At 68.1% G+C, this 18,633-nt stretch carries 17 protein-coding genes; 9 read left to right on the top strand and 8 right to left on the bottom strand.

Annotation, left to right across the window (positions count from 1 at the left end; translation table 11 throughout):
• Nucleotides 1–50 precede the first annotated feature (50 nt).
• The 5 genes from hslU to O5M90_RS12270 all read right to left on the bottom strand — a co-directional run bounded on the left by hslU (nucleotide 51) and on the right by O5M90_RS12270 (nucleotide 5,725).
• A complete protein-coding gene (gene hslU / locus O5M90_RS12290; protein ID WP_269841275.1) occupies nucleotides 51–1,361 on the bottom strand; it encodes an ATP-dependent protease ATPase subunit HslU in 1,311 nt (436 codons plus the stop codon).
• Nucleotides 1,358–1,909 carry an ATP-dependent protease subunit HslV gene (gene hslV / locus O5M90_RS12285; protein WP_262970260.1) on the bottom strand — a complete coding sequence of 184 codons (552 nt, stop codon included), beginning with the start codon at nucleotides 1,907–1,909 and terminating at the stop codon, nucleotides 1,358–1,360. The genes hslU and hslV overlap by 4 nt, the downstream gene beginning before the upstream one ends.
• A gap of 61 nt (nucleotides 1,910–1,970) precedes the next feature.
• Nucleotides 1,971–3,764, bottom strand: coding sequence for a hypothetical protein (locus O5M90_RS12280; protein ID WP_137944842.1), 1,794 nt, complete (start codon nucleotides 3,762–3,764; stop codon nucleotides 1,971–1,973).
• A gap of 42 nt (nucleotides 3,765–3,806) precedes the next feature.
• Nucleotides 3,807–4,535 carry an RNA polymerase-binding protein DksA gene (gene dksA / locus O5M90_RS12275; RefSeq protein WP_269841274.1) on the bottom strand — a complete coding sequence of 243 codons (729 nt, stop codon included), beginning with the start codon at nucleotides 4,533–4,535 and terminating at the stop codon, nucleotides 3,807–3,809.
• A 149-nt stretch (nucleotides 4,536–4,684) separates the two neighbouring features.
• Nucleotides 4,685–5,725, bottom strand: a complete 1,041-nt coding sequence (locus O5M90_RS12270) for a CobW family GTP-binding protein (RefSeq protein ID WP_137943579.1) — start codon at nucleotides 5,723–5,725, stop codon at nucleotides 4,685–4,687.
• Between the two features lie 122 nt (nucleotides 5,726–5,847).
• Here O5M90_RS12270 and O5M90_RS12265 point away from each other — a divergent pair, with 122 nt between their 5' ends.
• From O5M90_RS12265 to O5M90_RS12240, 6 genes are all read left to right on the top strand, one after another.
• Nucleotides 5,848–6,735 carry an HlyC/CorC family transporter gene (locus O5M90_RS12265; protein ID WP_262970257.1) on the top strand — a complete coding sequence of 296 codons (888 nt, stop codon included), beginning with the start codon at nucleotides 5,848–5,850 and terminating at the stop codon, nucleotides 6,733–6,735.
• A complete protein-coding gene (gene lnt / locus O5M90_RS12260; RefSeq protein ID WP_269841273.1) occupies nucleotides 6,735–8,219 on the top strand; it encodes an apolipoprotein N-acyltransferase in 1,485 nt (494 codons plus the stop codon). Before O5M90_RS12265 ends, lnt begins: the two co-directional genes overlap by 1 nt.
• A gap of 63 nt (nucleotides 8,220–8,282) precedes the next feature.
• Nucleotides 8,283–9,221 carry a glycine--tRNA ligase subunit alpha gene (glyQ, locus tag O5M90_RS12255; protein ID WP_269841272.1) on the top strand — a complete coding sequence of 313 codons (939 nt, stop codon included), beginning with the start codon at nucleotides 8,283–8,285 and terminating at the stop codon, nucleotides 9,219–9,221.
• A 3-nt stretch (nucleotides 9,222–9,224) separates the two neighbouring features.
• A complete protein-coding gene (glyS, locus tag O5M90_RS12250) occupies nucleotides 9,225–11,342 on the top strand; it encodes a glycine--tRNA ligase subunit beta (RefSeq protein ID WP_269841271.1) in 2,118 nt (705 codons plus the stop codon).
• Between the two features lie 46 nt (nucleotides 11,343–11,388).
• Nucleotides 11,389–12,009: a D-glycero-beta-D-manno-heptose 1,7-bisphosphate 7-phosphatase gene (gene gmhB, locus O5M90_RS12245; RefSeq protein WP_137943584.1), complete on the top strand. Its 621-nt coding sequence runs from the start codon at nucleotides 11,389–11,391 to the stop codon at nucleotides 12,007–12,009.
• A 13-nt stretch (nucleotides 12,010–12,022) separates the two neighbouring features.
• Entirely contained in the window at nucleotides 12,023–12,850 is an 828-nt protein-coding gene (locus O5M90_RS12240; protein WP_137943585.1) for a YgjP family zinc-dependent metalloprotease, read from the top strand.
• A 258-nt stretch (nucleotides 12,851–13,108) separates the two neighbouring features.
• Here O5M90_RS12240 and O5M90_RS12235 read toward each other — a convergent pair whose 3' ends face one another.
• A complete protein-coding gene (locus O5M90_RS12235; RefSeq protein WP_269841269.1) occupies nucleotides 13,109–14,167 on the bottom strand; it encodes an MBL fold metallo-hydrolase in 1,059 nt (352 codons plus the stop codon).
• 61 nt (nucleotides 14,168–14,228) lie between these two features.
• Here O5M90_RS12235 and O5M90_RS12230 point away from each other — a divergent pair, with 61 nt between their 5' ends.
• Entirely contained in the window at nucleotides 14,229–14,657 is a 429-nt protein-coding gene (locus O5M90_RS12230; protein WP_137943587.1) for a MerR family transcriptional regulator, read from the top strand.
• Here the strand turns inward: O5M90_RS12230 and O5M90_RS12225 are convergent.
• On the bottom strand, nucleotides 14,645–15,715 hold the full coding sequence (locus O5M90_RS12225) for a porin (RefSeq protein ID WP_269841268.1): 1,071 nt from the start codon (nucleotides 15,713–15,715) through the stop codon (nucleotides 14,645–14,647). The genes O5M90_RS12230 and O5M90_RS12225 overlap by 13 nt on opposite strands.
• Nucleotides 15,716–15,848: 133 nt before the next feature.
• On the opposite strand from O5M90_RS12225, the gene O5M90_RS12220 reads away from it, so the two are divergent.
• A complete protein-coding gene (locus tag O5M90_RS12220) occupies nucleotides 15,849–16,799 on the top strand; it encodes an AraC family transcriptional regulator (protein WP_269841267.1) in 951 nt (316 codons plus the stop codon).
• Here O5M90_RS12220 and O5M90_RS12215 read toward each other — a convergent pair.
• Nucleotides 16,785–17,465: an alpha/beta hydrolase gene (locus tag O5M90_RS12215; protein ID WP_269841266.1), complete on the bottom strand. Its 681-nt coding sequence runs from the start codon at nucleotides 17,463–17,465 to the stop codon at nucleotides 16,785–16,787. The genes O5M90_RS12220 and O5M90_RS12215 overlap by 15 nt on opposite strands.
• A 61-nt stretch (nucleotides 17,466–17,526) precedes the next feature.
• On the opposite strand from O5M90_RS12215, the gene O5M90_RS12210 reads away from it, so the two are divergent.
• Nucleotides 17,527–18,624 carry a DNA glycosylase AlkZ-like family protein gene (locus O5M90_RS12210; protein ID WP_269841265.1) on the top strand — a complete coding sequence of 366 codons (1,098 nt, stop codon included), beginning with the start codon at nucleotides 17,527–17,529 and terminating at the stop codon, nucleotides 18,622–18,624.
• Nucleotides 18,625–18,633 lie beyond the last annotated feature (9 nt).

The raw sequence follows: 18,633 nt of genomic DNA, 5'->3' as shown, positions 1-18,633 counted from the left end.
AACCCGGCCGGGTGATGCTGCTGGCCGGCTGGAGCCGGGGCGCCGGCTCGTCAGAGAATGAAGCGGCTCAGGTCCTCGTTACGCGCCAGCTCGCCCAGCTTGGCGTCCACCGCCGCGCCGTCCAGCGTGACGGTCTGGCCGGCGAGCTTGTGGGCATCGAAGCTGATCTCGTCGAGCAGGCGCTCCATCACGGTGGCCAGGCGGCGCGCGCCGATATTTTCGGTGCGTTCGTTGACCTCGTAGGCGATCTGGGCGAGGCGGCGAATGCCGTCGTCGCTGAGCTCCAGCGTCAGCCCTTCGGTGGCCAGCAGGGCCTGGTACTGCTTGACCAGGCTGGCATGGGTGCTTTTCAGGATGGCCTCGAAGTCCTCCACCGACAGCGACCCAAGCTCAACGCGGATCGGGAAGCGGCCCTGCAGCTCGGGGATCAGGTCGCTGGGCTTGCTCAGATGAAAGGCGCCGGAGGCGATGAAGAGGATGTGGTCGGTCTTGACCATGCCGTACTTGGTGTTGACCGTCGTGCCCTCGACCAGGGGCAGCAGGTCGCGCTGCACGCCCTGGCGCGAGACATCGGCGCCGCCATGCTCGGCGCGGCTGGCCACCTTGTCGATCTCGTCGATGAAGACGATGCCGTTCTCCTGCGCCTTGCTGAGGGCGGCGGCCTTGATCTCGTCCTCGTTGAGCAGCTTGGCGGCCTCTTCCTCGACCAGCAGCTTGATCGCCTCGGCGATCTTGAGCTTGCGGGTCTTGCGCTTGCCGGCGCCCAGCTGCGAGAACATGCCCTTGAGCTGCTCGGCCATCTCTTCCATGCCCTGGCCGCCCATAGGCCCGAGGATCTCCATCGTCGGCTTGGCGTCGAGCAGGTCGACCTCGATGTCCTTGTCGTCCATCAGCCCTTCGCGCAGGCGCTTGCGCATCACCTGGCGGGTGCTGTTGTCCGGCTCGCTGCCGGGTACCAGGATGTCCAGCACGCGGTCCTCGGCGGCGTCCTCGGCACGGGTGCGCTGGCGCCGCATCTGCAGCTCGCGCTCCTGCTTGATCGCCATATCGACCAGGTCACGGATGATGGAGTCCACATCCTTGCCGACATAGCCAACCTCGGTGAACTTGGTGGCCTCGACCTTGATGAAGGGCGCATCGGCCAGCTTGGCCAGGCGGCGCGCAATCTCGGTCTTGCCGACGCCGGTGGGGCCGATCATCAGGATGTTCTTGGGCGTGATCTCGCCACGCAGCTTCTCGTCGACCTGCTGGCGGCGCCAGCGGTTGCGCATCGCGATCGCGACAGCGCGCTTGGCGGCGTTCTGGCCGACGATGTGGCGGTCCAGTTCGGAGACGATCTCCTGGGGGGTCATGCTGCTCATTCCAGGATCTCTATCGTGTGATTCAGATTGGTGTAGATGCAGATCTCGCCGGCGATCACCAGCGACTGCTTGACGATGTCGGCGGCGCTCAGCTCGCTGTGGTTCAGCAGCGCCTTGGCGGCGGCCTGGGCATAGGCACCGCCCGAGCCGATCGCGACGATGCCCTGCTCGGGTTCCAATACATCGCCGTTGCCGGTGATGATCAGCGAGGCTGTGCGATCGGCGACGGCCAGCATGGCTTCGAGCCGGCGCAGCACGCGGTCGGTGCGCCAGTCGCGCGTCAGCTCGACGGCGGCACGCACCAGATGCCCCTGGTGCTTCTCCAGCTTGGCCTCGAAGCGCTCGAACAGCGTGAAAGCGTCGGCGGTGGCGCCGGCAAAACCGGCCAGCACCTTGTCGTGGTGCAACTTGCGCACCTTGCGGGCGCTGGCCTTGACGATGATGTGGCCCAGGGTCACTTGGCCGTCGCCGCCGATGGCGACCTGATTGCCGCGGCGCACGCTGACGATGGTCGTGCCGTGATAAACGGGATGTTGTTGTTGGTCCATAAGGACTCCAGATAGGGGCGCCGGGGCCGGGTTCAACACCAGGCCTGGGCAAAGGGCGAGATCAGGCCTGGCGGACCTTGACCTTGGCGTGCTCGTTGATCCCCATCGCGCCGAAGAACAGCGCCACCAGGCGGTGGGCCTCGCTGAACACCACGGCGCGGTTCTCGCTGCGCCGGCTCAGCACCCAGTTCAGCAGATCGCCGGCCGCCATGAAGTCCAGCCGTATCAGCTTGGGGCAGGCAATCGTCACCAGGCTGGCCGCGCCCAGCTCGGCCGTCATCAGCTGCAGGGTCTCGCTGATGTCGCCGCTGAGCTGGCCGGACAGCTCCAGCTGCACGGCCGAGGGCATGCGGGCCTGTTCGGTGATGGTCGATTCGAGGAAGCTGGTAGTCACCGCGGCCGAATCGGGATGGGCATTGCTGCTGGGCGGGCTGCTGGTGGACAGGGTCAGTCCGCTGACCCGCACCCGGCAGACCGCACGCTCCCAGGATGGCGGCGAGACCTCGTAGGTCACGCAGTAATCGATCGCGGCCTCGTCGAACTGGTCGGGCCGGTTGACCAGACGCAAGGTTTCCAGGCGCAGCATCCAGATGGCCGGGTCGACATCGCGGGCGCCGACCGGTGCCAGCTCGCGCAGCTGCTGCAGGAACTGATCGCCGGCCAGCCAGCGCATATCGACCTGCTGGCCGGCCCAGCGCCTGAACAGCTCGCGCAGCCTGGCACAGCCCTCGGTGTCGAGGCGGCGCAGCGCGGCCCAGTCCAGCACCCAGGGCATGGGCAGGTTTTCGCAGCGCTTTTGCAGCTGGGCCACCGACTCGGCATCCAGATACTCGGGGGCGGCCCAGCAGACGCCGCCGGCCGAGCCCATGGGCGCACGTTCCTTGCTGAGCCCTTCGGCCACCAGCTTGGGCAGCGAAAACCACTGCGGCGGCGACAGGCCGAACAGATGCACATAGTCCAGCGCCAGCGACTCGAACTTGGCCTGCTGGGCGGTGGCCCGGTAGAGATCGAAGGCGACCAGCCAGGTTTCGGCATGCTGATGGCGCGACCCACCGGGCCTGATCAGGGCCGTCAGGCCCTGCTCGCAGCTTGCGTAGTCGGCGTTCGCAAAGGCGATCACCATCTCGTCAAGCTCGGGGTCGTGCACCATCTCGTTGACTGCCACGGCTACCGGCTCGACCGCGCGGAAACTCAGCGGCGCTGGCGCCGCAGTGGGCGGCAGTGCGAAGGAGCGGCTGTCATTGCTGAAGCTCAGCGGCTGCAGCGAGGGCAGCACGCTGGGCTTGGCATCGGACAGCGGCGGCAGGCCCGCGCCCATCACGGCAGCGGCCGGCGGCGGCACCGATTCGAGTCGCTCGACCTCCTCGGGCGTCGCGAACTGGCTGACGCGCGCCGGCGGCGGCGCGGTGGTCGTGGTGGCGGAGAAATGCACCGGCCGGGTGCTGGTCTCGAAAAAGCCCGGCGGATGGTTGCCGGCGATCTGGGTCGGCGCGAAGCTCTCGCCGACCATCTGCTGCTCGATCTCGTCGATCTTGGCCTTGACGCCCAGATCGATCTTGGAGTTCAGGTCGCTGCTGCGCTCGATCTCGTCGATGCGCGAGCTGCTGCTGCCCAGGGCGGCGAGCTGCTCGGGGCTGAGCCCTTCGCGGCGCACGCGGCGCAGCATGTCGAGCTCGCGCTTGCGCACGAAATCATTGCGGCGCTTGCGCTCCACCATCGCGCGCAACTCGGCCTTGGCGAGATCGCCCTCCGGGTCGTCCTGGCGCGAATTGATCTCCGCCCAGTCGGTCGTCGGGTTGGCCACAAAGCGCGCGACCTTGCGGAAGAAACTCTCGCCGTCTTTCGGTTCTGTCATGCGCGCCGGACCTTGGCTGGGTGGTGAGAGGACAGGACGGGCTCAGTCCCCGAACATCTTCTGCTTCAGCTCACGCCGCTGCTGGGCTTCCAGGGACAGATTGGCGGTCGGGCGGGCGATCAGCCGGCCCAGGCCGATGGGCTCGCCGGTTTCGTCGCAATAGCCGTACTCGCCGGTATCCAGGCGTGCCAGCGACTGCATGATCTTTTTCAGCAGCTTGCGCTCGCGGTCGCGGGTGCGCAACTCCAGCGCGTGCTCTTCCTCGATGGTGGCGCGGTCGGCCGGATCGGGGACGATGGAGGTGTCTTCGCGCAGATGCTCGGTGGTCTCGCCGGCGTTCGACAGCACGCCGTCCTTCAGCGCCGTCAGCTTGGCGCGGAAGAACTCGATCTGCTTGTCGTTCATGTACTCGGCTTCGGGCATGGCCATGACCTCGGCGTCGGTCAGTTCATGACCGGCCTTGGTCTTCCAGGCGTTGACGAGTTTGGGGTCGGCCTTGGCGGCGCTCTTGGGACTTTCAATCACGGGCGTACTCATTTGTCGCGTCGGCGGCTTCGGGGGCGCAAAACGATCTGCAAACCGGCTGCTGCCGAGGGGTGGTGCTGCCGCCTCGAGTGTGGCTACCGAGGCGGAGGAGGAGGAATCCAGTGCGGCGGCCTTGGCCTTCGCGCTGCTGCCGCTGTGGCTGCTTTTGCCAGCCTTGACGGTCGGCCGCCCTTCGTCTGCCGGGGCAGTGGTCGGGGTGGGTTTCGGGGCCGGGGTCTTGCTCACGTTGAATCTCCTCACTGCTGGGCTTTATACCTGCTCTGAAGGGCTAGATGGCAAAGCTGACCAGCTTTCCTGGGGCGATGTCGCCGGGGTCGGGCGGGGCGCATTGTAGCCACGATGAATCCCCAGCATGCTGACACCTCCTCGGGAGCTCAGGCCAGGCAACCTTCCAGCCCTTGCATCAGGATGTCCTTGGGCAGGTCGATGCCGATGAAAACCATTTTGCTCGTCTTTTTCTCGCCCGGCAGCCATTTCGGGCCCAGGTCCGAGCCCATCAGCTGGTGCACGCCCTGGAAGATCACCTTCTTGTCGGTGCCCTTCATATTCAGCACGCCCTTGTAGCGCAGCATCTTGGGGCCGTAGACCTGCACGATGGCGCCCAGGAAATCTTCCAGCTTGGCGGGGTTGAAGGGCTTGTCGGAGCGGAACACAAAAGACTTCACATCGTCGTCATGCGCATGGTGGTGCGGGTGATCGCAATGCTCGTCGTGCTCGTGGTCATGATGGTGGTGATCGTGGTCGTGCTCGTCGACCGTCAGGAAGCCCGGGTCGATCTCCAGCTTGGCATTCAGGTTGAAGCCACGCAGATCAAAGACCTGGGCCAGCGCCACCTCGCCGAAATGGGCGGTCTGCACCGGCGCGCGCGGGTTCATATGCTTGATGCGGTGCGTCAACGCCTCGACCGCGGCCGGCTCGACCAGGTCGGACTTGCTGATGAAGATCTGGTCGGCGAAGCCGATCTGGCGGCGTGCCTCCTGGCGGCTGTTCAGCTGCTCCTCGGCATGCTTGGCGTCGACCAGGGTCAGGATCGAGTCGAGCAGATAGCTCTCGGCGATCTCGTCATCCATGAAGAAGGTCTGGGCCACCGGGCCCGGGTCGGCCAGGCCGGTGGTCTCGATGACCACGCGCTCGAAATCCAGCTCGCCCTTGCGGCGCTTCTCGGCCAGATCGCTCAGCGTGGTGCGCAGATCCTCGCGGATCGTGCAGCAGACGCAGCCATTGCTCATCTGGATGATCTGCTCGGTCGTCTCGGCCACCAGGATGTCGGTGTCGATGTTCTCCTCGCCGAACTCGTTCTCGATCACGGCGATCTTCTGGCCATGCGCCTCGGACAGGATGCGCTTGAGCAGGGTGGTTTTTCCAGAGCCCAGAAAACCGGTCAGTATGGTGGCGGGGATGAGACCTTGGGACATGGTGATGGCGCGCTGAGGGCAGTGAGGAAGCAGCCCCGGATATGGGGGCGGCTGACTGTGGTGCAAGAGGGGTGCAATGTCAATGGGTTATTCTGTGGGCCTTGCAACTGCCCGACGCACCTGTGTCCGAGCCTCAGCCTAGTCGGCCCTCTCATCGAGGGGGCCACAAATCCACTGCCGCAGCCGAGCCGCGCGGCCTGCTGATACGCCTGCTGGAGTTCCTCCACCCCGGGCCCGACTCCAAGAGCGAACTGATAGAGACGCTGGCCGATGCCGAGCAGCGCGAGCTGATCGAGCCCGAATCGCGCCAGATGCTGGAAGGCGTGCTGCGCATGGCCGAGCTCAGCGCCGGTGATGTGATGGTGGCCGCGCCGCGCATGGACCTGCTGGACATCGAGGCGCCCTATGACGAACTGCTGGGCCTGGTGATACGCGGCGGGCATTCGCGCTTCCCGGTTTTCGAGGGCCAGCGCGACAACATCATCGGCATCCTGCTGGCCAAGGACCTGCTGAAGATGCAGCGCTCGCCCGAACTGAATCTGCGCGCGCTGCTGCGGCCGACCGTGTTCGTGCCCGAGAGCAAGGGCCTCAACGAGCTGCTGCGCGACTTCCGCTCCAACCGCAACCATCTGGCCATCGTGATCGACGAGTTCGGCAACACCGCCGGCCTGATCACGATCGAGGATGTGCTGGAGGAGATCGTTGGCGAGATCGAGGACGAATTCGACGACAAGGACGGCGAGTCCAGCATCTACACCCTGGCCGACGGCAGCCAGCGCGTCGCCGGCGACGCCGAGATCGCGGCCGTCAACGAGGCCTTCACCGTGACCCTGCCCGAGGCCGAGTTCGACACCATCGGCGGCCTGGTCGCCCATGAGCACGGCCGCGTGCCGCGGCGCGGCGAGGCGGTCGATATCGGCGGCCTGCGCTTTGCCGTGATGCTGACGCGCGGCGGCTCGGTGCGCTGGTTCAAGGTCACACGCGCGCCCGTCGAGAGCCTGGACGGCTGATGCGGGGCCGCTACGCAATGCTGGCCGCTGCGGCGGCCGGTGTGCTGCACACCGCCTCGTTCGCCCCGCTGGAAGCCTGGTGGCTGCAGATCCTGGCGCTGGCCTGGCTGGCCCATCTGTCCTGGAGCGCCAGCCCGCGCCGCGCGGCGGCGCTGGGGGCGGCCTTCGGCATAAGCTGGCTGGCCTCCGGCCTGTGGTGGCTGCACATCAGCATGCACCAGTTCGGCCATATCCCCTGGCTGCTGGCGGCGCTGGCGGTGCTGCTGCTGGCGGCCTTTCTGAGTCTCTACTACGCCGGCGCGCTGGCGCTGGCGGCCTGGCTGCGCAAGGGCGGCAGCCCCGGCTGGCATGCGCTGACCTGGGCGCTGTGCTGGCTGCTGGCCGAACTGGGCCGGGCGACGCTGTTTACCGGCTTCCCCTGGATCGCCAGCGGCTATGCGCACAGCGTCGGCCTGCTGGCCGACTGGGCGCCGTGGATCGGCGTCTACGGCATCACGATGCTGGCGGCCGGCGGTGCGGCCGCGTTTGCCGCGCTGGGCCGGCACAGCTGGCAGCCTGCCGCCGTGGTGCTGGGTCTGCTGGCCCTGGGTCAGATCTTGCCGCATGACTTCACCCAAAGCACAGGCCGCCTGCGCGTCTCGCTGCTGCAGCCCAATGTGCCGCAGGATCAGAAGTTCGACCGCGCGCTGATGGAGGCCAATCTGGACCGCCTGGCGCAGCAGATCGAGGCCTCGCAAGGCCAGATCGTCGTGACGCCGGAGTCGGTCGCGCCGCTGCCGCTGGCCTATCTGGACCCCGACTATCTGCAGCGCCTGCAGCGCAGCGCGATGCGCCGGCCGCTGCTGCTGGGCACCTTTCTGGGCAATGAGCAGGAAGGCTATGTCAACTCGCTGATCGCGATCGGCGTGCATGCGAACTACAGCTATGGCAAGCGCCATCTGCTGCCCTTCGGCGAGTTCATCCCGCCGGGCTTTCACTGGTTCGTGCGCGCGATGGGCATTCCGATGGACGACCAGGCGCGCGGCCAGCACCAGCGGTCCTTCGCGGTGGCCGGCCAGCGCCTGCGGCCGCTGATTTGCTACGAAGACCTGTTCGGCGAAGACTTTGTCGGCAGCGTTGTCGGCCCCGAGGCGGCCACCGTGCTGGTCAATGTCAGCAATCTGGCCTGGTTCGGCACCTTGATGGTGCAGGACCAGCATCTGCAGTTCTCGCAGATGCGCGCGCTGGAGTTCCAGCGCCCCTTCATCCGCTCGACCAATACCGGCGCCACCGCCGTGCTGGACCATCGCGGCCGCATCATCGCCGCCGCGCCGCCGGCGCGCAGCGTGGTGCTGGAGGCTTCGGTCGAGGGCCGCAGCGGCAGCACGCCTTATGCGCGCTGGCTGGCTGCTTGCGGGCTCTGGCCCTTGTTTGGCCTGGTTTTCTCAGGTCTCGCTTTGGCTTGTGTGCGTCGCAAGCGTGGCACAGCTGTACGAGCAAGTTAGCGTCTTGGTAAATCTGAGTAACCTAGAATCCGCGCCTCTGTTACTCGAATTTACGCGCGCAATATGCTGAGCTTCCAGCAAATCATCCTGACCCTGCAAGACTACTGGTCCAAGCAGGGCTGCGCCCTGCTGCAACCCTATGACATGGAGGTGGGTGCGGGCACCAGCCACACCGCCACCTTTTTGCGCGCCCTGGGCCCGGAGCCCTGGAAGGCCGCCTATGTGCAGCCCAGCCGTCGCCCCAAGGACGGCCGCTATGGCGAGAACCCGAACCGGCTGCAGCACTACTACCAGTACCAGGTCGTGCTCAAGCCCGCGCCGGCCAATATCCTGGAGCTCTATCTGGGCTCGCTGGAGGCGCTGGGCTTCGATCTGAAGAAGAACGATGTGCGCTTCGTCGAGGACGATTGGGAAAACCCGACGCTGGGCTGCTGGGGCCTGGGCTGGGAGGTCTGGCTCAACGGCATGGAGGTGACCCAGTTCACCTATTTCCAGCAGGTCGGCGGCATCGACTGCAAGCCCATCACCGGCGAGATCACCTACGGCCTGGAGCGCCTGGCCATGTATCTGCAGGGCGTGGAGTCGGTCTATGACCTGGTTTATGTCGAAGGCAAGGACGGTGCGCCGGACATCAAGTACGGCGATGTCTTCCACCAGAACGAGGTCGAGCAGTCGACCTACAACTTCGAGCACAGTGACGTCGAGTTCCTGCTGACCGCCTTCGCCGCGCATGAGAAGCAGTCCAAGCACCTGATGGAGCAGCAGCTGGCGCTGCCCGCCTACGAGCAGCTGCTCAAGGCCGGCCACAGCTTCAATCTGCTGGACGCGCGCGGCGCCATCAGCGTCACCGAGCGCGCCGCCTATATCGGCCGCATCCGCAATCTGGCCCGCGCCGTCGCGCAGAGCTATCTGGAGAGCCGCGCACGCCTGGGCTTCCCGATGGCACCGAAGGAATGGGCCGATCAAGTCATCGCCCAGATTGAAAAGAAGAAGGCGGCCTGAGCCATGACGACTGCTGTGAAGAATCTGCTGATCGAACTGTTTGTCGAAGAGCTGCCGCCCAAGGCGCTGAAGAAGCTGGGCGAGGCCTTCGCCGCTGTGCTGGTGGACAGCCTCAAGGCCCAGGGCCTGGTGGGCGAGGGCGCGCAAGCGACCGCCATCGCCACGCCGCGCCGCCTCGGCCTGCACCTGACGGATGTGGCGCCCAAGGCTGCCGACCGCGCCGTGCAGCAAAAGCTGATGCCGGTGGCGGTGGCGCTGACGGCCGAGGGCCAGGCCACGCCGGCCCTGCTGAAGAAGCTGGCCAGCGTCGGCGCCGACGCCTCGGTGCTGCCCCAGCTCAAGCGCCTGCCTGATGAGTCAGGGAAGGGCAAGACCGAAGCCCTGTTCCTGGACCAGCTCGTACCCGGTGCCACCCTGGCCGAGGGCCTGCAGAAGGCCCTGGACGAAAGCCTGGCCAAGCTGCCCATCCCCAAGGTCATGACCTACCAGCTGAAAGATGGCTGGACCGATGTGAAGTTCGTGCGCCCGGCCCATGGCATCGTCGCCCTGCATGGCGCCGATCTGGTGGCTGTCTCGGCCCTCGGCCTGCAATCGGGCCGCACGACCCGCGGCCATCGTTTCGAGGCCAGCGCCCCCGAGTTGACGATCGAGAGCGCCGACAGCTACGCCGCGCAGATGCGCGAGCAGGGCGCCGTGATCGCCGGCTTTGCCGAGCGCCGCGCCGAGATCGCGCGCCAGCTGCAGGCCGCCGCCGGTGGCCTGACGCCGATCGACGACGAAGACCTGCTGGACGAGGTCACGGCCCTGGTCGAGCGGCCCCATGTGCTGGCCTGCCAGTTCGAGCCCGAGTTCCTGGCCGTGCCGCAGGAATGCCTGATCCTGACCATGAAGGCCAATCAGAAATACTTCCCGCTGCTCGACGCCGCCGGCAAGCTGACGAACCACTTCCTCGTCGTCAGCGCCATCAGCCCGGCCGACGCCAGCGCGGTGGTCCAGGGCAATGAGCGTGTCGTGCGCCCGCGCCTGGCCGATGCGAAGTTCTTCTTCGACCAGGACCGCAAGAAGAGCCTGGCCGAGCGGGTGCCAGGTCTTGCCAAGGTGGTCTATCACGGCAAGCTGGGCACGCAGGGCGAGCGCGTCGAGCGCGTGCGCGCGATCGCCAAGGCGATTGCCGGCATGCTGGGCACCGCCGGGCTGGCGGCCGATGCCGACCAAGCCGCGCTACTGGCCAAGGCCGATCTGCTGACCGATATGGTCGGTGAATTTCCCGAGCTGCAGGGCATCATGGGGGGCTACTACGCCCGCCATGACGGCCTCAGTGAGGCCGTGGCCTTCGCCGTCGAAGACCATTACAAGCCGCGTTTCGCCGGCGACACGCTGCCGCGCAACGAGGCCGGCCTGGTCGTCGCGCTGGCCGACAAGCTGGAGACCCTGGTCGGCCTGTTCGGCATCGGCCAGCTGCCCACCGGCGACAAGGATCCGTTTGCGCTGCGCCGTCATGCGCTGGGCGTGGTGCGCATGCTGTCGGAGTCGCCGCTGACGCGACAACTCCGTCTGGACGAGGTCATCGCTGCCGCCGTGCCGGCCTTCGGTCGCTTGATCGAGGATCCCAGCGCCAAGCTCATCGACTTCGTCTTCGACCGTGTCGCGGTGAGCTGGCGCGATGTCTACACGGCCCAGGAAGTCGACGCCGTGCTGGCCATGCGCCCGCTGCGCCTGGCCGAGGTGACGAAGCGCCTGGAAGCCGTCCGCGCCTTCGCGGCGCTGCCCGAGGCCGCCTCGCTGGCCGCCGCCAACAAGCGCATCGGCAATATCCTGAAGAAGAGCGAGACGGCGGTCGACGCCAGGATTGATGCGGCGCTGCTGCAGGAGGCCGCCGAGCAGCAGCTGGCGGCCGCGCTGGATGGCGTTGCGCCCAAGGCCGATGCGCTGTTCCAGCAGGGCGAGTACGCCGCCTCGCTGCGTGAGTTGGCGGCGCTGAAGGCGCCGGTCGATGCCTTCTTCGACGGCGTGATGGTCAATGCCGAAGACCCGGCCCTGCGTGCCAATCGCCTGGGCCTGCTGAAGACCTTGCATGAAGCGATGAACCGCGTCGCCGATCTGTCCCGACTGGCCAGCTGATACGAGCACACGAGGTATGCCGATGCGACCCGACCACAGCCACAGCATGAAGCTCGTCATCCTGGGGCGAGACGGGACCATCAACCATTACCGCGACGACCATGTGAAGTCGGTCGACGAGCTGCAGCCTCTGCCCGGCGCGCTGGAGGCCGTGGCCCGGCTCAATCACGCCGGCTGGCACACGGTGATGGCCACCAACCAGCCCGGCATCGGCCGTGGTCTGCTGGACATGGCCTCGCTGAACACCATCCATATGCGGCTCAACCAGTTGCTGGCCGAGAAGGGCGGGCGGCTGGATGCGGCCTTCTTCTGTCCGCACACGCCCGAGGAGGGCTGCAGCTGCCGCAAGCCGCTGCCGGGCCTGATCCAGCAGATCGGCGAGCGCTTCGGCGCCGATCTGTCCCTGGTCCATATGGTGGGCGCCTCGCTGCGCGATCTGCAGACCGCGCAGGCGGCCGGCTGCATCCCGCATCTGCTGCGCAGCGATCGGCTCGGCGCGCTTGACGAGGTGCAACTGGCGGCCCTGGTGGCCCAGGTGCCCGGCACCACGGTGCATGCGAATCTGGGGGCGTTCGCCGAATACCTGATCCAGCGCGATCGTCGCGCCAAGGCCGATGCGCGTGGCGAGCAGATGGCGCCCGACACCAGCCCCGGAGCGCTGGCTTGAGCGACTGAGCGCGATGTCGATGCTGAAGCGTCTGGCCAGCCTGCTTCATGTGGATCAGCTCTCGCTGTTCGAGGCCGAGTCGCCACCGCCGCCCGTCATCGCGGCGCCTGCCGCCACGCTGCCCCAGGCGCGCTCGCAGCGGGCCTTGCTGCTGGACGGCCACAGCGTCGGCTACGAACTCAGGCGCGCACGCCGGCGCAGCATCGGTTTCACTGTCAGCGCCGAAGGACTGAAGGTCAGCGCACCGCGCTGGGTCAGCGTGGCCGACATCGAGCAGGCGCTGCGCGACAAGCAGGGCTGGATCCTGCGCAAGCTGGTCGAGCAGCGCGAACGCACCCAGCGGCTGCAGGCGGCGCGCGTGGTCTGGGCCGATGGCGCCAGCCTGCCCTATCTGGGGGCGCCGCTGCGGCTGCGGCTGGGCGGCCTGGCGCAGTACGACGCCGAGGGTCGGGTCTTGCATCTGGGCCTGCCGCTGAGCGCGACGCCCGAGCAGATGCGCGACGCGGTCCAGGCCTGGCTGCAGCGCCAGGCGCGGGCGCTGTTCGAGCGACGCTGCGCTCACTTCGCCGCCGCGCTGGGCGTGCGCTATACCCGGCTCTCGCTGAGCTCGGCCCAGACCCGCTGGGGCAGCGCCAGCGCCAGCGGCGCGATCCGCCTGAACTGGCGGCTGATCCATTTCGCGCCGGCCATCATCGACTATGTGGTCGCCCACGAGCTGGCCCATCTGCGCGAGATGAACCACAGCGCGCGCTTCTGGGAGGTGGTGCGCTCGGTCGTGCCCGACTACGAGCAGGCGCGAGAGCGGCTGCGCGACGAGGCCGTGCCTCAGCTGGACAGCTAGCGGCCTCTCCCTCTTTAGGGGGGCTTGTTACCGGGCGTGACGGCAAGCACACTGCGATCCACAAGCTGTCATCACGCAGCATCTGAGTCCGGCGTCAGTCTTTGCCGGTCTCCCGGTGGCACCATGGCCCCCAGGTTTCCTGGGTAGACCCTGGCAGCTGCACCGAAAAGTGGATGCGTCGTCAAAGATCAGACCGCCGCCGCCCGCTCACGCGGTCGGCGGCGGCCACTGACTCCTCCGTCCCAGCCCCCGATCCCGTCACACCGCCGAGAAGCGGTACACCCCATCATCATCGAGTCGCCGCAGCAGCAGGCCGGCCAGCCACAGCGCGTTCAGATGCGCGACCGACTCGCCCATCGCGAAGGTGGTCTGGTGCAGGTCCAGCTTGCGCTTGAACAGCACATCGAGCAGTTCGGCCGCATGGCAGGGCTTGGCCGCGCAGGCCTCGGCCACCTCGGCCAGGCGCTCGTCATGGTGTTCACGCAGCTGGTCGACCCGTGCATGCAGGCCACGAAAGGGCTTGCCATGCGAGGGCAGCACCAGGGTGTCGCCGGGCAGGTCCAGCATGTGCTGCAGCGAGGCCAGATAGAGGCTCAGCGGGTCGGCCTCGGGCTCGACATCGACCACCGAGACATTGGTCGAGATGCGCGGCAGCACCATATCGCCGGAAATCAGCAAGCCCAGCGTCTCGCAATGCAGGCTGATGTGCTCGGGCGCATGGCCGAAGCCGGCGATGCAGCTCCAGTCATGGCCGCCGATGCGCAGCCGGGCACCGCCCATCAGGCGGCGGAAGCTGCTCGGCACGGCCGGCACCATGCTGGGGTAGTAGCTGGCGCGGCCGCGGATCTTGGCCAGGGCCTCCGGGTCGCTCAGGCCGTGGCTGGCGAAGAAGGCGGCGGCCGTCTCGCCGCCCATGCCCACCGTCGAGCCACTGGCCAGGCGCGCCAGATGGAAGTCGGTGGCGCTGATCCACAGGCGGCAGTTCCACTTCTCGGTCAGCCAATAGGCCAGGCCCATATGGTCGGGGTGGAAGTGCGTGACGATGACACGCAGCACCGGCAGGCCGTCCAGATGCTTGGCAAACACCTGTTCCCAGTTCGCCTTGGTGGCCTCGCTGCTGATGCCGCAGTCGACGATGCTCCAGCCGGCCTGACCATCGATCTCGTCGCGCAGCAGCCAGAGATTGATATGGTCCAGCGCGAACGGCAGGCCCATGCGCAGCCAGCGCACGCCGGGGGCGATCTCCAGCACCGCGCCGGGCTCGGGCAGGGCGTCGCCCAGGGGGTAGGAAAGTTCGGATTCGCGTGGGTTCGCCATGGTGTGCTCGTGCCTTAGACTTCCGTTTACGTTAACGTCATCCTTCAGCGCCAGTGTAGCCATGAGCCTTGCCCCCCGCTCGACCCCCTCCGCCGAGAGCTCCGGCCGCCTGTTCACCATCACCGAGCTGGCCGCCGAGTTCGACATCACGCCGCGCGCGATCCGTTTCTACGAGGACATGGGCCTGCTCGAGCCCAGCCGCGATGGCCGCAACCGCGTCTACACCCACCGCGACCGCACCCGCCTGAAGCTGACCCTGCGCGGCAAGCGCCTGGGCCTGAGCCTGCAGGAGGTCAAGCAGCTGGTGGACATGTATGACTCCGAGTCCGACGCCGCGCCGCAGCTGACCGCCTTTCTCGAAGTGCTGCGCCAGCACCGCCGCCAGCTGGAGCAGCAGCTCGACGATATCGAGGTCACCTTGGCCGAGATCAGCCAGCATGAGGAGCGCTGCGAAGCGCTGCTGGCCGAGAGCAAGCGTCAGAACACCTGACGCATGCCCATCGCCAGGCCGCTCTGCGTCATGCCCATGCCCACGGTGGCGCCGGCGCTCAGTGACAGCGCCGAGCGGCCGCGGTTGCGCATCTGGCCGGCCATCGCGTAGACCGCGCTGCGCTTGGACAGCGCGTAGACCAGTCGGGCGGCCAGCAGCTGGGCATCGTCGGCGCTGTTCTTGACATCGAGCCGGCTCAGCTGCGCATCCAGGGTCAGCTGCGGGCTCAGCGGGTGGCTGACGCCGGCGAACAGCAGGGTGGACTCGAAGTTCGTGGCCGTGCGGCGTTCGCGCAGCAGCGCACCGGCCGTCAGCTTGGTCTGGCCCAGCATCAGATAGCCGTTGAGGGTGTTGCGCGTGTCGGTGTAGGCGCTGCTGCCCAGGCCCATCGTGGCGCCAGGGCCGCCATGCATGCGGTCGTGCACCAGGGCCAGACCATATGGCTTGCTGTCGTAGCGGCCCATCAGCGTCCATTGCCGGCAGGCCTTGCTGTCGGCTGCCTCGCCGGCGCAGTTGGTGGCCGCCGGGCCTAGGCCGTTGACCGTGTCGCGGCCCAGACTGTAGGTAGCGCCAAGGCTGAAGGCGCCGAACTGGCCCTGGTAGCCGATGCTGTTGTCGCTGCGCGCGTTCGGGATATAGGGGTCCAGCGAGGCGTTCGAGTACAGATTGCCGCCCAGGGTTTCGATCCCGGCGGCGGCGAAAGTCATATTGGCCATGCGGCCCAGGCTCAGCGTGCCCCAGGATCCGCTGAGGCCGACAAAGGCCATGCGGCCCCAGAAGCGGCCGCCGTTGCCGAGGCCGCCGGTGTCCATGCCGATGCCGCTTTCGAGCTGGAAGATCGCCCGCAGGCCGCCGCCCAGGTCTTCGCTGCCGCGCAGGCCCAGGCGCGAGGGCACCGAGCCGCTCAGATTGGGCATGCGCTGGATCGAGTCGCCGGCGGCGTTGACACGGGTCAGGTGCTCGATGGCCAGGTCGGCAATGCCGTAGATCGTGACGTTCTGCGCCTGCGCAGGGCCGGCGGCCAGCAGCAGGGCGATGAGGGCGAGGCGTGCGTGCATGGTGTGGGGGGGCGTTGGGAGGGATGGCGGCCGATTCTGCGCAGCGGGTCGGGCAGCCGCTAGCCGCTTTTTGCAGCGCCTGCCCTAGGGCAAATCCAGTTCTTGCAGCGGCCGCTCTGGCCTATAAACGCGCATGCTCCCGACCCCAGCCCTCGATCTGGCGCCGCTGTACCGGCGCTGCCTGCTGCGCTCGCCGGCGCGGGTGGCCAGCCATGCGCTGATGGCCCGCGAGCTCAGCGCCCACGACCTGCGCTGGCGTGGCGGCGCGGCCGACACGGCCCTGTTCAAGCTGCAGTCGCCGCAGCTGGAGCTCTACGGCCTGCGCTATGGCGCCGCCGTCGAGATCGACTCCGCGCCCTTCGACGACTTTGCCCTAGTGCATCTGGTGCTGCGCGGCCATACCGAGATCGAGGTCGACGGCCGGATGCTGGGGCTGCGCGCCGGCCAGGCCGCCGTGCTGGCGCCGCGCCGGCGCGTGCGGCTGCGCTGCTCGGCCGGCGCCGAGCGCCTGATCCTGAAACTGCCCGGCGCGCTGCTGCGCAGCCACGCCGGCGCGCAAGACCTGGCCCCGCTGCAGGGCTGGTCGGCGCCGCTGAATGCCCAATGGGCCCTGCTGCTGCAGGGCCTGCTGGGCGCGCTGGACATGGGCGAGCAGGCCGATGCCGGTTGGCTGGACCACTACGAGCGCACGCTGGCCCTGTTCGTGCAGGCGCATCGCGGCCCGGCCGCCCTGCTCGGGATCGAGCCGGCCGAGGCCGACAGCGACGGCGCGCGCCTGGCCGCGCTGCAGCGCCATATGCGCGCCCGTCTGGCCGAGCCGCTGAGCCTGGCCGAGCTGGCCGCTGCGGCCGGCCTGGGCCTGCGCTCGCTGAACCTGCTGTGCCACCGCACCCTGGGCATGGCGCCGATGGCGGTGCTGCGCCAGCTGCGGCTGGAGGCGGCACGGGCACGCCTGCTGGCCGACCCGGAGCTCAGCGTCACCGAGGTGGCATTGGGCTGCGGCTTTGCCCACCTGGGCCGCTTTGCGGCCTATTACCGGCAGCGCTATGGCGAGCCGCCGGGGCGTCGCTCAGGCCGGGGCTAGCACCCGCAGCAGCCAGGCGTTCAGGTCCGCGACCTCCTCGTTGCACAGCGAGTGCGCCATCGGATAGTCGTGCCACTCGGGCGCATAGCCCAGGCGCTCCAGCTCGGCGCGGGCCGCGTGGGCGCGCTCCAGCGGCACGACCGGGTCCTGCAGGCCGTGGGCCAGGAAGATCGGCAGATCGGCATTGGCCGGGTGGCGCTCGGCCGCCGTGCTGGGCAGCAGCGGCAGATAGCCGGACAGGCCGATGATGCCGGCCAGGCGCTCGGGGTGGCGCAGCCCCGTCATCAAGGCCATCGCGCAGCCCTGCGAGAAGCCCATCAGCACGATGCGCGAGGCCGGGATGCCGCGCGCGATCTCGCGCGCGATCAGGGCCTCGATCGCCTGCTGCGAGGCGCGCAGACCGGCTTCGTCCTCCTGGCGGTCCAGCGCCGTGCCGCGAATGTCGTACCAGGCCGGCATGCGGTAGCCGCCGTTGATGGTGACCGGCATCACCGGCGCGTTCGGCAGCACGCAGCGCAGGCCGCCACCCTGCGCCAGCAGCGGGCCCAGGTCCAGGGCCTCGCAGACCGGCACGAAGTCGCTGCCATCGGCGCCCAGGCCGTGCAGCACGATCAGGCTGGCGCTCGGTTCGGCGGGGGTTTGCAGTTCTAGGGTTTCCAGTGTCATGGCCCGGATGCTACGCAAATTAGACTACTGGACAAATAAACAGTTTCAGGAGTTGCCCGCCATGGCCAGGAAAGTGATCACGCTGGACGATCTGCGCCGCCACGCGGTGGCGCGCAGCCTGTTCAAGCCGACCAGCCTGCCGCAGGCGATCCGGCGCCTGGGCTTTGTGCAGGCCGACCCGATCCGCGCGCCGGCCCGTGCGCAAGACCTGACCCTGCGCTTGCGGGTGCGCGACTACCGGGTCGGCGATCTGGAGCGGCGCTATGCGCGGCTCCAGATCGAGGAGGACTGCCTGGTCAACTACGGTTTTCTGCCGCGCGAGCATCTGCGCCTGATGCATCCGCGCCAGGCCGCCCGCCGCTGGGATGGCGAGACCGAGCGCCGCGCCGCTGCGGTGCTGGACTTTGTGCGCGCCTGCGGCGAGGCCCACCCGCGCCAGGTGCAGGCCGAGTTCGACCATGGCAGCACCCGCAACGCCTGGGGCGGCAGCTCGAACGCGGTGACCCAGCTGCTGGACGGCATGCATTACCGCGGCCTGCTGCGGGTGGTGCGGCGCGAGCAGGGCCTGCGCGTCTATGCCGCGGCGGCGCATCCGCCGGATCCGCGCGAGCCTGCCGAGAAGGCCCGGGCGCTGGTCGATCTGGTGCTGGCCAAGTACGCGCCGCTGCCCTCGCGCAGCCTGGGCCAGCTGTGCAGCCATCTGGGCTATGGCGCCCCGCATCTGCAGGCCGAGATCAGGCAGGCGCTGGCGAGCGCGCGCGAGCGGCTGCCCAGCGTCGAGCTGGACGGCCAGGCCTGGCTCTGGCCCGAGGGCGAGGATCCGCGCTCGCGGCGCTGGCAGTTTGATGATGAGTTGCGCCTGCTGGCCCCCTTCGACCCCATCGTCTGGGACCGCTTGCGCTTTGAGCGCTTCTGGGGCTGGGCCTACCGTTTCGAGGCCTACACGCCGGCGCCCAAGCGCAAGCTCGGCTATTACGCGCTGCCGCTGCTGTGGCGCGGCCAGGTGCTGGGCTGGGGCAATCTGGCGGCGGCAGACGGGCGGCTGCAGGCCCAGATCGCCTATGTCGCCGGCAGGCCGCCGCGCGAGGCCGGCCATGCCCAGGCCTTGCGCGCCGAGCTGGACCGCATGGCCGAGTTCCTGGGCCTGGCGCCGCCTTGATCCAGCGTA

The organism is Paucibacter sp. M5-1 (assembly GCF_027498415.2).
Classification (GTDB): Bacteria; Pseudomonadota; Gammaproteobacteria; order Burkholderiales; family Burkholderiaceae_C; genus Roseateles_E.
This window is presented reverse-complemented; position numbering and strand designations above follow the sequence as displayed.

What these genes read in the sequence shown, in the direction of transcription:
- glyQ (WP_269841272.1), top strand. Translation starts at nt 8,283, where the DNA reads ATGCTGAGCTTCCAGCAAATCATCCTGACCCTGCAAGACTACTGGTCC.
- hslV (WP_262970260.1), bottom strand. Translation starts at nt 1,909, where the DNA reads ATGGACCAACAACAACATCCCGTTTATCACGGCACGACCATCGTCAGC.
- O5M90_RS12215 (WP_269841266.1), bottom strand. Translation starts at nt 17,465, where the DNA reads ATGACACTGGAAACCCTAGAACTGCAAACCCCCGCCGAACCGAGCGCC.
- O5M90_RS12225 (WP_269841268.1), bottom strand. Translation starts at nt 15,715, where the DNA reads ATGCACGCACGCCTCGCCCTCATCGCCCTGCTGCTGGCCGCCGGCCCT.
- O5M90_RS12210 (WP_269841265.1), top strand. Translation starts at nt 17,527, where the DNA reads ATGGCCAGGAAAGTGATCACGCTGGACGATCTGCGCCGCCACGCGGTG.
- gmhB (WP_137943584.1), top strand. Translation starts at nt 11,389, where the DNA reads ATGAAGCTCGTCATCCTGGGGCGAGACGGGACCATCAACCATTACCGC.
- O5M90_RS12240 (WP_137943585.1), top strand. Translation starts at nt 12,023, where the DNA reads ATGTCGATGCTGAAGCGTCTGGCCAGCCTGCTTCATGTGGATCAGCTC.
- O5M90_RS12280 (WP_137944842.1), bottom strand. Translation starts at nt 3,764, where the DNA reads ATGACAGAACCGAAAGACGGCGAGAGTTTCTTCCGCAAGGTCGCGCGC.
- O5M90_RS12230 (WP_137943587.1), top strand. Translation starts at nt 14,229, where the DNA reads ATGAGCCTTGCCCCCCGCTCGACCCCCTCCGCCGAGAGCTCCGGCCGC.
- lnt (WP_269841273.1), top strand. Translation starts at nt 6,735, where the DNA reads ATGCGGGGCCGCTACGCAATGCTGGCCGCTGCGGCGGCCGGTGTGCTG.
- glyS (WP_269841271.1), top strand. Translation starts at nt 9,225, where the DNA reads ATGACGACTGCTGTGAAGAATCTGCTGATCGAACTGTTTGTCGAAGAG.
- O5M90_RS12220 (WP_269841267.1), top strand. Translation starts at nt 15,849, where the DNA reads ATGCTCCCGACCCCAGCCCTCGATCTGGCGCCGCTGTACCGGCGCTGC.
- O5M90_RS12235 (WP_269841269.1), bottom strand. Translation starts at nt 14,167, where the DNA reads ATGGCGAACCCACGCGAATCCGAACTTTCCTACCCCCTGGGCGACGCC.
- hslU (WP_269841275.1), bottom strand. Translation starts at nt 1,361, where the DNA reads ATGAGCAGCATGACCCCCCAGGAGATCGTCTCCGAACTGGACCGCCAC.
- O5M90_RS12270 (WP_137943579.1), bottom strand. Translation starts at nt 5,725, where the DNA reads ATGTCCCAAGGTCTCATCCCCGCCACCATACTGACCGGTTTTCTGGGC.